The 13,192-nt window shown below is 49.0% G+C and carries 7 protein-coding genes; 3 read left to right on the top strand and 4 right to left on the bottom strand.

The features are described from left to right. Positions 1–22 precede the first annotated feature (22 nt). Complete coding sequence (locus AABK39_RS00290; protein ID WP_338392941.1) at positions 23–2,395, bottom strand: hypothetical protein; 2,373 nt, start codon at positions 2,393–2,395, stop codon at positions 23–25. A gap of 348 nt (positions 2,396–2,743) precedes the next feature. Between AABK39_RS00290 and AABK39_RS00285 the strand changes: the two genes are divergently transcribed. Both AABK39_RS00285 and trpB read left to right on the top strand, forming a co-directional pair. Then, the gene (locus AABK39_RS00285) at positions 2,744–3,475 is read left to right on the top strand and encodes a porin family protein (protein ID WP_338392940.1); all 732 of its coding nucleotides are present in this window, start codon (positions 2,744–2,746) and stop codon (positions 3,473–3,475) included. Positions 3,476–3,649: 174 nt separating this feature from the next. After that, the gene (gene trpB / locus AABK39_RS00280; RefSeq protein WP_338392939.1) at positions 3,650–4,879 is read left to right on the top strand and encodes a tryptophan synthase subunit beta; all 1,230 of its coding nucleotides are present in this window, start codon (positions 3,650–3,652) and stop codon (positions 4,877–4,879) included. A 243-nt stretch (positions 4,880–5,122) separates the two neighbouring features. Here trpB and AABK39_RS00275 read toward each other — a convergent pair whose 3' ends face one another. Then, complete coding sequence (locus AABK39_RS00275; protein WP_338392938.1) at positions 5,123–6,214, bottom strand: IS4 family transposase; 1,092 nt, start codon at positions 6,212–6,214, stop codon at positions 5,123–5,125. 512 nt (positions 6,215–6,726) lie between these two features. Here AABK39_RS00275 and AABK39_RS00270 point away from each other — a divergent pair. Next, positions 6,727–7,761: an ISAs1 family transposase gene (locus tag AABK39_RS00270; protein WP_338391371.1), complete on the top strand. Its 1,035-nt coding sequence runs from the start codon at positions 6,727–6,729 to the stop codon at positions 7,759–7,761. A 198-nt stretch (positions 7,762–7,959) separates the two neighbouring features. On the opposite strand, the gene AABK39_RS00265 is transcribed toward AABK39_RS00270, so the two are convergent. Continuing rightward, positions 7,960–9,696 carry a SusD/RagB family nutrient-binding outer membrane lipoprotein gene (locus AABK39_RS00265; RefSeq protein ID WP_338392937.1) on the bottom strand — a complete coding sequence of 579 codons (1,737 nt, stop codon included), beginning with the start codon at positions 9,694–9,696 and terminating at the stop codon, positions 7,960–7,962. A 23-nt stretch (positions 9,697–9,719) separates the two neighbouring features. Further along, complete coding sequence (locus AABK39_RS00260; protein ID WP_338392936.1) at positions 9,720–13,109, bottom strand: SusC/RagA family TonB-linked outer membrane protein; 3,390 nt, start codon at positions 13,107–13,109, stop codon at positions 9,720–9,722. Between the last annotated feature and the right edge of the window lie 83 nt (positions 13,110–13,192).

Below are 13,192 nucleotides of genomic sequence, written 5' to 3'. Positions count from 1 at the left end.
ACAAAAGGAAAACGCCTTATTTTCAATAACTGGTATGCTCATCACGAGCTTTGTAGTATTTACCCTCTGTACCGACTTTTCTCCTCGGAATGTTCCAATCGCCACGGATCAAATTCTCCACCTCCGAAGGCGTACCGGTAAATGCTTTCGGATCTTTTGCCGCGCCGCTGGTAGTGGCTCTACCTTCCTTGGTCAGATGTCCTTCCCAGGCGTCTATAGCCCCGGAAAGCACTCTCGCGAAATGGACAAACGGCGGATCGATAGCCAAAAAGCGATCGTTCGGTCTCTTTTTCGAATAGTTATGGGATTCCACCATGTAGCTCGAATAATCGAGACCTTTCGGAATCCAAGCCGTCACCGGGTTAGGCAACTTATCATTTGGCGATATACTTCCGTATGCCTCGGCGGGGACCTCCAATTGGAAAGGTTGCGGAGGCCCTTCCTCTTGTGGCCGAATATCGATTCCTTCCTTCAAAACTCCCCGCATCTGGCTTCTCGACGCATCCACAATCTCTTTTCCCTTAACGAATTTCACACCCACGCCGGGCGATCTATGCTCGTCGCCCAGCAAACTGTCACCAACCACTGACATCTCAACGGCCACCCACTCTCCAGAGCCCGAAAACAGATCACCCTCACCAGACCCCGTGGACCTTGGCGTTTGCCGTAGTGTAGACAAAGCCAGACTATGCGAAAGCTCTTCGGCGCCATGGGACATTCCCGCAACACTCCGATCGTGCGTTTTCCGATAAATACTTCCCAACGTAACCGGACTTGGCGTTCTGGCAAGCGCCACTTCCTTCGGTTTACTTCTTACGGACGAAGTATCACTCATATTGAATAGTTCCTCTTCCGACCTACTTGAGCCGATCAAAGGCTTGAAACTCGGCGGAATTCCTTGTGTCGGGTCAAGGCCTTGGGCTCCTGCTCGGTGTGAGTCCCCGGCTTTGGACAGATCACCCAAGCTTCCCGTTGTTTTCCCCGCTCCATCAGCCGGACGCTTGGTCTCAAAGTCTAGACTATGCGACCTCTCTTTACGCTCAAGGAAATCATCCAAAGCCTTACGCCTCGCTTCGGTTCTCCATCCCTCTACAATTTCTTCCGATGGAGGAGACTGGTGTCCAGCCCTATGGGTCACCTCTGGCGGAGGATTTTCAAACATAAAAGACCCCTCGTCAAAGCTACCGTGCGCCACCCACGGACTGCTATCACCCAACCTTGGGTGCCTTATCATTATTCTGGAAGAATGGCCAACATCCCTAGATTTTCCATCTTTTAATTTTCCCGGTTGTTTAAGAAAGTCAGGAGCCAGATTTCTTACTTCAGGATCCGAAGTTTCATCCAAGCTCGCCCTTCTTTTATATTTCGGTTCGGACGCTGTCTTCTTCTTTTTCGGTGGCTTCGGTATCGGAATCATTTCCCCCTCGGACGTAATTCGCTCTATAGGCCTGTCTTCATCCGGATCCAAAGCTTTGAACAAATGTCCATAACGCGACTGCCGGAACGCCTGCGAATTAACCGCACGTTCCTCATGCATACTCTGTATAATCAGACGACGCAAAAGGTCACGACCATGATAAGTGTACAGCAGTTTGGCTACGTGCGATAGAAATTTAGTCGAGAAGTCAAGCGTTAAGTCATCACTTACACTTTTTACCACATCAGCCGCATTCGTCACCAACAGCGACGCCGCGGTGGAGTAAGGGGGAGCTTCTGGCTTCTCGGCCAAAGTTTCCGCTCCGGAAGAGAAAGCCAGCAAAGGCGTCATGTTCTGGGATATCCGCTCCCACAAATCGCTGGCGTTTTCATCTACAAACTTAAAGTCGCCCGGAGCCATGTCCTGCCATTGGATTTCATCTCTTCCCTCATAATAATCCTCTGGGGCAATTTCGTCATGCTCATCATTCCCGGGTCGCCAAAGCGTGAAGCGCTCCCTAATAGTTATGGCTATCAGCTTTTCGTGTTCCTCGTCAATTTGGTTAAGCAACTGGATAAACACGCCAACGAAAGGGTGGTGTTGCCCTTCCATAGGGATGTATACTGTCTTGAACCACGAGTAAATTTCCGTTTCCATGCGATAAATAGTGGCCAGGCAAGCGTGAACGGCTTCCTCGTATTCGGGATGAGCGCGTCGGATCTCCCTAACCTTACTCTCAAACGGGCGACGGGCACGGCTACGAATCGGACCGAAATCTAAACGGTGTTCCCGGGTCGGTAACTTGTTTTGCAAAGCGGCAATCCTTTCCCATTCCTCACGAAGAGGTTTGGCTTCTTCGGAAAGCCTAAGACACAGCTCCCCTTTTTCCTTCAATACAGCTACTTCCCGTTCATACCGCTCAAGGCATTCATCCAATACCGACAACATCGGATTCTGTTTATACCGGGCCTTGAGCATTTTTCCCTTCTCTTTGTCGTTCTTATATCGTAGGCCTGTGAATATTTGAAAGTCGTTTTTCGAAAAAATGCCCTGGATCACCCCTTGGTTTGGAGACAGAGGGTACATGCCAGCGCCCGAACTCGGGGAGGGGCCGCGTCTATTTTGATTCCGGCGGGCGGGGTTTGCGAACATTTCTAGCTTTGTATTCTCTCCAAAGTCACCATACACCTCAGACAAAGGCCTTAACAGGCCAAGTCTTGCACTTATTAGAAATTAATTAGTGCGCCTAAAGTTTGCTGTTTGTAAATTGCGTGCTTAAATATATGCCGAAGAGCAGGGCTTTGTCCCAAAAAACATAGATCAGAGATGCGTAAACTGCTAGCCTTAAAAATATTATTGATAACCGCCCTTACGTTTTGTTTGGCCGGAAATTCCTATTCGCAAACCTTTGTGGGCGTTAGGGCCGGGGGCGGGGCCAGCCAGTTGCTCAACAATCTGCTCAACTCATTTTCCAAGCCCGATTTCTACTCCACCACCTTCACCTACGGTGCGATAGGCGGCGTGATGTTCCGCCACGTGGCCGAACCGCATCTCGGTTTCCAAGCAGAGATCAACTACCTCCAACGCGGATTCAAACAACAACTTCCCGAAGCCATACAAAACGGCGAGTATATCGAAGCCGAGTACGACTACATTCAAGTCCCCATTATGGCAAGTATCTACGCCTTGCAGGGCAAAACCAAAGTGTTCTTCAATGTCGGGCCTTATCTCGCTTTCGGGATATCGGGCACCGAGACAGTCTTTCAGGTTGAAAACTTCGAAAAGAAGAGTAGCAAAACCACCGACATTGACTTCGGATCCGAAGACTTCGACGCTTTTGACTACGGACTTGAAGCAGGGTTGGGTTTAGAGCGCCGGTTTGAATTCGGAATACTGCAGGTGGAGGGACGTTTCACTTGGGGTATGGGCAATATCTACAACGCCGACAAACCATACTATCCCGACCATACCCAGAACATGACACTGGGACTTACCGTGAACTACCTCTTCCAGCTGGACAAAGGCAGAGAGAAGTTCGACTATGTAAAGAAGAAATAATCGACTATACCAACAAACAGCTTTGCCTACCCTCAAACTTACCTTCTGGTATAACCACATTGGAAAAGTTTATCACATCACATTGTGATTCAGAATATTATTTCGTAAATAATATTTCGGTTAGTTTTTTATTCTACCAAAACACCCTCGATTGGTGTTTTATATTCTCAAATAATGGAACTCGATACGAATACAGAAGAACAGTCGGTGGAATTCCTACCGATGCCTGACAGTCAGGGTAACTTCGGGGAATACGGAGGGCAGGTTATACCGCCGGAGCTCAAGGCGGTAATGGACGACATCAATGAGGCATACTTGGAAATCAGCCAAACAGAGGCTTTCCAAAACGAACTCGCCGACCTTTTCAAGCATTACGTCGGTAGGCCAAGCCCGATTTTCTTCGCCAAGAGACTTACAGAGAACATAGGAGGCGCCAAAATATACCTCAAAAGGGAAGACCTTAACCATACCGGCGCCCATAAAATAAACCACTGTCTGGGCGAAGCCCTGCTGGCAAAGCATATGGGCAAAACCAAAGTTTTGGCCGAAACTGGCGCTGGACAGCACGGAGTGGCTTTGGCAACGGCCTGCGCTTTGGTGGGTATCGATTGCGAAATCCATATGGGTGAGATCGACATCGAGAAGGAAAAACCCAATGTGATCAAGATGAAGATCCTCGGATGCAAGCTCGTGCCCGTAAGTCGCGGTACGCGCACGCTGAAAGACGCCGTGGACAGCGCCTTCGAGGAGTATCTCAAGAACCCGAAAGACTTCTTCTACGCCATCGGTTCGGTAGTGGGGCCACATCCGTTCCCTATGATGGTGCGCGATTTCCAAAGTATTATCGGCACCGAAGCGCGCCAACAGTTCCTCGAATCCCAAGGCAAACTGCCTGATATGATCACCGCTTGCGTAGGCGGCGGTTCGAACGCCATCGGCCTGTTCACCGCCTTCCTCGGCGACGAAGAGGTAAAAATAATGGGAGTGGAGCCTTCTGGCCTAGGATTGGAGACCGACAAGCACGCCGCCACCCTGACATTGGGTACGCCGGGTGCCATCCACGGCTTCAAATGCTACAACCTGCAGGATGATGAAGGTAACCCGTTGCCCGTATATTCCATCGCCTCCGGGCTGGATTACCCGGGCGTCGGCCCGCAACACTGCTACCTCAAGGACATCGGGCGGGTGGAATACACCTCGGCCACTGACGCCGAATGCCTCGACGCCTTTATGACCCTGTCGAGAACGGAGGGCATTATCCCCGCCTTGGAAAGCGCCCACGCCGTGGCATTCGCGATGAGGCAGGCCAAAGAGATGAGTCCGGAGCAATCGATCCTAGTGAATCTCTCAGGCAGAGGCGACAAGGATATGGACTTTGTAATAGAAAAACTCGGGCTGGAGTAAGCGCCAACCCAACAGTTTATAAGAGCACCGCTGACGGTGAGGTTTAATGTTTGCTAAAGAAGGGGCGCCACACGGCGTCCCTTTGATTTTTGTGTTGAGTAAAAAGCAAAGCGTTTTTAGAGTAAAAAGTAAAGCGTCCAGAGTAAATAGACTGCTTGGATATTGGGGAATGGTTTGGAGTGGAAATCAAAGTGTAAGCTTTTGACGATATCGAGATCTTTTTTATCTGTATAAACCCAAAACCTAAGTACATGACAAAAATAGCCCTGACAATCTCTCGATCTCCGTTTTGACCTTATTGATCAGGGCGTGGGCTATTTGTTCAAGGCCATACGAGAAAAAGCTTTTCGCTCTCCTCCCGTGTTTTTTGATCTTGATCGGCTTCTCTTTTTCGTGTTTGAAAACCCCGATGTTGTATGACCAAATAAATGCTATCGCTATGACATACAGCAGTTTGTTTATTCTTTCGTAATCTTTTAAGTGCGTATCCTCAAGGTTAAACCCCGCGCTTTTAAAACCCCTGAACATGGTTTCTATTTGCCACCGTTCCCGGTAGATTTCCAAACTCTCCCGGGTGTTTCTCGGAGACGCAAGAATCAGGTATTCGAGTTTTCCGCTCTCGACGTACTTCATTCCGGAAACGTACGCCTTCACTTTGGCGATCTTCACGGAAGTCGGATGGAAATACGCGACTTTCAGCTTATGTGGCGCAAACAACCGTCTGGCGCTTACGAATTTCCCGCCACGCAACTCGAACAATGAGTTTTCCTTGATCCGAATGTAAAAAGGCACCCCGTGTTCCATCAGGAACGTCCACCACTTTTCGCCGATAAATTCCCGGTCCGCCGTAATGTGTTCGATCATATCCGCTCCGAACCATTCGACAAACCGTTCCAGAAGATCGATCCGCTCTGCCGTGCTCGAATTTCCCCTCTTGTTACCAAGCGCCTTCCACATCAACGGAATCCCCACGCCTTGGTACACTACGCAGAGAAACAGCAGGTTAATGTTCCGTTTTCCGAACTTCCAGTTGGTCCGGTCGATGGCGATCCTGAATCTTCCCTTGACGGGAATCATCCTGACGATAAGCCGGGAAAAGCCTTTTTCGGGAAATTCGAATTTGGCGAAAAAGCGCTGGATCCGCCTCATGTTGGACGTCACCGTCGCGCCCGAACTGTATCCTTCCGACAGATGCCTGAAACCAACCTTCTGGACTTTGATCAATGAGGTGATCAGGTAACAAAGCAGTTTTAGCCGGGCCTTGTTCAGTTTCTTTAGCTCGGGTTCGTTGGTAATTAAGGTCTGTAGTTTTGTATATTCGAACTGGCTTTCCAATCGTTTGCGGGTTTAAGTTTGGTCACTCAAAATTACGCAATGATCCGGAAAGCCATTTTTTGTCATGTACTGTGACCCAAAACCTAAACCCTTCAACCTTACCTTCACCCCTCCGGGAAAACAGACCGCACCACCGCCCCTTTACCGCGTTCTGACGGCGTCCGCCTTTTCAAAAAATCAAAAACCGAAGCTGAGGTCATCGTTACATACTGGATTTCGGATAGAAACATAGTATGTAAGGCTATCAAACACAGTATGTAAAGGGTGGAAACATAGTATGTAACTCACTATTACATACTGGATTCAGGGCCTGTTCATAAAGCGTCTGAGAAAATAGGAGCTTACCACCATGAATTGCAATTTTGAATTACCACAAACAAACTTGCGGTTGATGGATAAGCTCCCAAAAAAACGAAATTAATCAATACTACCTCCAGTTACAACTAAGCCTTGTAGACCACAGGAACGCCAAGGGGAAGAAGCACGAACTGGCTTTTGTCGTACTGTGCTTTATGCTTGCCGTATTCAGGAGCGGAGGAAAACTCAATTTCTCACAGATTCACCGCTCAATGAAAAGGGATCACGATTATTGGCGGGATTTCACAGGTGGTAAAAGTAAGTGTTGTGTGAGCCGTGTTCAACTCCGAAGAATCCTGAAGGATACAGATATACAGGGACTTAAGGCGGTTGCTGAAACCACTTTTAACGCAAACGAAACTATAGATCCGCAAGCTCTTCAATGGTTTTCGATTGACGGTAAAGAACTCCGGGGGAGTATCGACAAATCCTCAGGGGACAAACGCGGGGAAAGCGTGGTTCTGGTTACCGCGCAAGAAGATAAAACCAGCAAGGTTGTAGGCTACTATTCGGGTACCAAAGACTCCGAGCGGGGTATTGTCGACGAATATTTTGAAACTCAATCCGGTCTTTCGGGAACGGCTTATACGATGGATGCCCTTCACAATAATTCCGGGTTACTGGAGGGAATCCATGGAAAACGGGGCGTCTACCTTTCACAAATAAAAGGGAACCAGAAAATACTCCGTGAAGACCTTCGAGACATGGAGCGGAGATCAGAATGTTTGGATTATAAAAAGACCGTCGAAAAGGGCCATGGCAGGATCGAAACAAGAATATACCGGACCTACCCGGTGGAAACGGGATGCTTGGAGCGTCGCTGGTCGAATACGGGGATGAGCTGCTTCATACGGGTAGACCGTACCCGTAAAGTCGTTAAAACAGGAAAAACATCAAGCGAGACATCATACTACGTCAGCAATATAAATACCGGTCTTATTGATCAATACAACTTGCCTAACGCCGTAAGGGGACACTGGTCCGTAGAGGCAAACAATAATATGAGGGATACGAACTTCGGAGAGGACGGGTTAAGGAGCCTTGTCTCTGGTATACAGCAAAGTGTTTCATGTATTTTGACTGCTGTAATGAATATTTTGATCCAAAGGAACGCTGGTGAAAATATGAATGAAATGCGAGAGGAGATCGTAGCAGATATAAATTCTATTCACCAATATTTTAATAGATAGACCTTTATGAACAAGCCCTGATACTGGATTGGTCATCGTTTCTCCTTTTATTTCCAAAAAAACAAAACGAGGCGGAGCAGCAAACACTTGCGTTTCGCATTATTCCAAAAGGAAAAGCGGAACCTTATGGCTCCGCTTTTCACAGATTCGCAAAACATCCCGATAGGATGTTCTACCCTTTACAATTTCTTATTCCAATTATTTGGCCCACCAAAGCTTAGTGGCCTGCACGTTTTCGCCTTGTCTTGCGATGGCCGCATCCATATTCGAGCCGTTAAGCGTTGCTTCCGATGACGGATAACGCATACGGAAAGGGATGCCTACGCCCACCGTACCCTTGTCGTGGTACTCGTCTTCGGGCACGTCGGCCGTGGCCGACATCGGATATCCGGTATCGCGCATCACCGCCCAAGCCTCGAAGCCCAAACCGAAGTCGGCCAACCAGCGCTGGTTGTACACCTTTTCCAGGTTTTCGGTGGCGTTTCCGCCCAAAGAAGCGATCGGCTTGGCCAAGAAAGCCGTGATATCGGCCTCATCTACGCCCCACTGCATCATCGACGCCTCAATGCCTCTGCGATACATATCCTCAGCCGATCCCGAGCCAATGCCTTTCAAAATGGCCTCGGCACGAAGGAAATAAGCCTCGGCGGTAGTCATCGCCAACGCCGGCATCAGGTCTCCGGCCGCGTTAAGGTCCTGCTTATCGGCCACCACATACTCCGACGGGCTCGAAAAGAACTCGAAACGTACCACAGGCTGTATCTTGTTGTTGAATCTTGACGGTTGTCCGGCGTAGAACTTATCCTTTTCTATAGAGATAGTAGCGACATCTTTCTGCTCTTCGCCAGTACCTTCGCTTTCTTCCTTGTATGTGTGCGTCACGCCCGCTTCGTCAAGAACGTTGCGGATATAAGTGAGCCGCTTCAGCAGGTCCGCCTTTTCGGTGGCATCCTTAGGAAGAGTGAACTTGATGTCACCGCCTTCCAACGGTCTGGCTATCTTGAAAAGCCTCGGATCCTCATTGTCACGAAGCATATCCACCAACGATTTGCTGAGTTTCCACCTAGCGGCGTTGGTCCAAGAGAAGTCCCACCATACGGTATTATAGCCGCTCGATCCCCATTTGCTGATGATCCTGTCGCGTTCTATCTTAGCAATATCATCGGCCGACTCCATCAAAGGAGCGCCTAAGCTGGCCGTTATCGCCGCATCGGCGAAGTCGGCGCCAGGGGCACCATGAGCCCTAAGGGCCAAGCGCAAGCGGAGTGTGTTGGCGTAACGCTTCCACTTTTGCAGGTCTCCGTCGTACATAATATCGCCTCCGGCCAAATCATGTGCGCCGTCACCCGAGGTAGTGGCATCGCCAATGGTGTCTATAGCCTTGCCCAACTCGGCGATAAGCGTTTTGTAAATCTCCTTCTGATCGTCGTATTCGGGAGTGGAATATTCAGGAAAGCCCGCTTGCGAAAATGGAATATCACCGAAAGCGTCCGTCATCATCTGGAAGAACTGGGCCCTGAGGATAAGCGCTACCGCATAAAGCTTGTCGTTTTCCTGCGGTCCGCCCTCGACTGTCATCTCCATCATCTTGTTGATGTTCACGGGCACGTTCTTGAAATAAGTGGACCAGAAGGCATCCGTATAGGAGTTATGGTACTCGTAAGACAAACCATCGTTCCACCAACTGGAAGCGAATCCGAAGCGAACATGGTCAGCGAAACGGTCACCGTGAATCAAAGGCCCGCGCCAGAAGGCGTAACGCCCCTGAACGTTGGTCTCTTTGAGAATCTTACTTACGAAAAACGCAGGACTTACGCTTTCGTCCGTAAAGTCGTTGGGGTTGGTATTCATCTCGTCGAAACGGTCGGTACAGCCTACCGCTACGCCAAGAAACAGCAACATTAGATATTTTATGGTCGATTTACCTGTTTTCATAACGCAATGTTTTAGAGTCCGAATCAAAACGAGAACTTGAGGTTAAAGCCGTAGCTTCTGGTAGTAGGCAGGTTGTAGAATACGATACCCTGGCCGTTGCCCGTACTGAAGCTGGACTCAGGATCGACATTCTCCGTTTCTTTGGACAAGAAGAACAAATTCCTACCGATCAAAGACAAAGAGGCGTTCTTGATAAACGTCTTGGCCAACCAGCTCTTAGGCAACGAATAAGTAAGGGAAGCTTCTCTCAAACGCACGTTCGAAGCGTCTACGATATACTCGCTGGCGATACCGCTAAGGCGCCCGAAGTAGAGTTCCGAAGAAACATTCGAAGTGTTTTTCTCACCGCTTTCCGTTACTCCGTCCACTACAATTCCGCCTTCACGACCGTAAAGCGAGTTCTTGGAAACGCCTGAAGCGTCTAAGTCGGCGTCGGTGAAGGAGTACAGCTCGCCACCCATGCGCATATCGATCAGGAAGTTGAAAGAAAGCCCTTTGTAGCTAAGCGTATTGGTGATACCACCAGTCCAGTCCGGCTGGTAGTTGCCCAATACTTTTTGTTCCGAATCCGCTACCGGCAAACCGTTGTCATCAACGATAATCTCACCGTTGTCATTACGCTTGAAGTCTCTGCCCAAGATATCGCCGAAGCCTCCATCGGTTTGGGCTACGATACTCACACCGCCTCCGGCCTGGATACTGGCAAACTGATAAACGTCAATCGACTCGTCGAGCTCGGCCAGTTCGTTTTTGTTTTTGCTGAAATTGAAGGAAACGTCCCAAGTAAAGTCTTCCGTCACCACCGGCTTGGCACCAATCAAGAGTTCCACACCCTTGTTGGTCACTTTACCTACGTTTACCACTTTGGTTCCGTAGCCCGTAGCCGCCGGAAGTTGCAATGCGATAATCTGGTCCGTAGTCTGGATATCGTAATACGAGAAGTCGGCGTAAATACGGTTTTCGAACAACCTAAGATCTACCCCAATTTCGGTAGACACCGTTTTCTCTGGATTCAGATTACTGTTTAGCTTTTGACCGCCAACTCCCACCATAGGCTTGCCAAGGTAAAGTCCGTTGAGTTGCAACGATTCGTTCAGTTTGTAAGGATCTGTATCGTTACCAACTTCCGCCCAACTGGCCCTGACTTTGGCAAACGAAAGCACGTCGCTTTCCAAGCCCAGCATGTCATTTACCACTACAGAGGCACTCGCCGAAGGGTACAGGTAGCTTCTGTTATCGGATGGCAGGGTAGAAGACCAGTCATTACGCAAAGTCAGGTCAAGGAAAGCATAATTGCGGAAGCTCAGCTGACCTGTGGCGTAAAGCGACTGTATCTCTTTTTCGGAAATAGAAAAATCGCCTCCTTTTTTGTCTTGCGGAATATTTCCCGGTGATACCAAAGTAGGAATCGTGAAATTCTCTCCGGAATTGGAAACGTTATCGGTTTTTCGGTTATAAAGACTTCCGCCAGCGTTCAACGAAAGGTTGAAATCTTCGGAAAGCTCCTTGTTGTACATCACCAAAAAGTCGTAGTTCGTCTCGACAATCTGATTGCGTCTACGGCTGTAGCGTCCTTGGGAGTTGTGCAGGTGGTAGTAAGGATACACTTCGTAAAACTGAAGGTTGGTGTAGTCCGTACCCGCCCGGGCAAATACCGAAAGATTATCGGTCAGCTTGTAAGTCAACTTCACAAAGCCCGAAAGCCTGCGTCTGGTATCTTCTTTTACATTATAGTTTTGGGTCCAATACGGGTTCTGTGCGCCTGTTGACCAAGACCTTAACGTTCCGTCAGGGTTTTTGTAATCTTCCAGATCCTTAATGTCTACGTTTCTAGGCAGATTAAAAAGGTCCTTTACCGGGTTGTCCGAGTTATCGCCCAAGAACGGACGTTGCTTAGCGTCTTGCAAGAAGTAAGTCGCTTTAGCGTCCAAACTAAGCTGGTCACTGAGTTTGGCCGTACCGCGGATGTTGAAATTGTGCCTGTCCAGCTCTCCGCCCGGCAAAATGCCCCTGTTTTGCATATTGGAATAGGAAAAGCGGAAAGTGGCCTTATCGCTACCTCCGTCAATGGCGACAGAGTTGTTGAAAGTCGTTCCCACTTCGAAGAAATCACGAACATTGTCCGATTGGGCCGAATAAGGCTTTTCGTCACCGGTCCAATACAACTTGTTGCTTCCGTCGAGTTTAGCGCCCCAAGAACCGCCCGCTGATTTCAGGCTTTTTAAATCGGCAGGAACTACGCCTCCCGAACCTTGTCCGTATTCGTTCTGGAAATCGGGCAACAACATCGGAGACTCGAAAGTGGCGCTACTTGAAATCGAAACGCCCAAACCCTTGCGCGACGAACCTTGTTTAGTGGTGATCAAAACCACGCCATTGGCCGCACGCGAACCGTAAAGCGCCGCGGCATTCGGTCCTTTCAAAATCGACATCGACTCGATATCGTCCGGGTTCAAATCGGAAATACCCGAACCGTAGTCCGTACGGTCCCATTGGCCACCGGCGGTTTTCACGTTACCGAAAGGCGTATTATCCACCGGAACACCGTCAACCACGTACAACGGCTCATTATTACTGTTCAGCGAGTTGGCGCCACGAATCAGCACGCGGGAAGCTCCGCCCGCACCCGAACTCGCCGTACTTACCTGTACGCCGGCCACTCTACCTTTCAGGGAATTAACCACGTTCGGATTTTTGTTAAGCGTCAGCTCTTCCGATTTCACCTCGGTTACCGAATATCCAAGCGCTTTCTTTTCCCTCTTGATACCCAATGCGGTTACAACCACTTCCTGCAACTGCTCTACATCCGGCGACAGGGTAATGTCGAAAGTCGTACGGTTTCCCACGCTAACCTCCTGCGTAGCGAATCCGATAGAAGACAGGACCAACACATCAGTCTTCGCCACTTTAAGCACGAAGTTTCCCTCAAAATCCGTGGATGTTCCCAAGCTTGTCCCCTTGACCAAAACACTTACTCCCGGTACCGGCTCGCCCGATTCGTCTTTGACCACACCTGAGACTGTCTCTTTCTTCTCCTGTATAGTCTTGGCAGGTTTTTTCTTTCCCGTTTCTCCGAAAATGATGATTTGGTCATCATCAATTTTGAATTTGAGGGAAGTTCCTTTCAATACTTTTTTCAGAGCCTCGTCCAAAGTCATGTCTCCGCTCAGGGTTACTGAGCGTTTGATACGTTCTAACTCGGCGTTTCGAAAAAAGAGCTCCATCCCGCTTTTGCGGGCAATATCATTGAGCGCCTTTTCCACTGTGACGTTCTTGAAATCGTAATCTGTCTGGAAAGTTTTCCCTTCGGCATACGCCAAAGAGTTAACGGCCATCATCATGACCAGAAAAAAAGGCAAAATAATGCCGGTCTTTTGCCTTAAGGCAAAAGGGTGATTGGTGAAAAATTTCATAATTTTACAGTGGTTTTTGAGGTTTGGAGAAGCGTGCCCCGCTTCTCTTAAAAGAAAAAAACACATCTATGGGGGCGATGAAC

The organism is Fulvitalea axinellae (genome assembly GCF_036492835.1).
In the GTDB taxonomy this organism is placed as follows: Bacteria; Bacteroidota; Bacteroidia; order Cytophagales; family Cyclobacteriaceae; genus Fulvitalea; species Fulvitalea axinellae.
This window is presented reverse-complemented; position numbering and strand designations above follow the sequence as displayed.

Bases quoted from the DNA above. Each gene is read 5' to 3' on its own strand.
- AABK39_RS00260 (WP_338392936.1), bottom strand. From the start codon at position 13,109: ATGAAATTTTTCACCAATCACCCTTTTGCCTTAAGGCAAAAGACCGGC.
- AABK39_RS00290 (WP_338392941.1), bottom strand. From the start codon at position 2,395: ATGCTCAAGGCCCGGTATAAACAGAATCCGATGTTGTCGGTATTGGAT.
- AABK39_RS00270 (WP_338391371.1), top strand. From the start codon at position 6,727: ATGCTTGCCGTATTCAGGAGCGGAGGAAAACTCAATTTCTCACAGATT.
- trpB (WP_338392939.1), top strand. From the start codon at position 3,650: ATGGAACTCGATACGAATACAGAAGAACAGTCGGTGGAATTCCTACCG.
- AABK39_RS00265 (WP_338392937.1), bottom strand. From the start codon at position 9,696: ATGAAAACAGGTAAATCGACCATAAAATATCTAATGTTGCTGTTTCTT.
- AABK39_RS00285 (WP_338392940.1), top strand. From the start codon at position 2,744: ATGCGTAAACTGCTAGCCTTAAAAATATTATTGATAACCGCCCTTACG.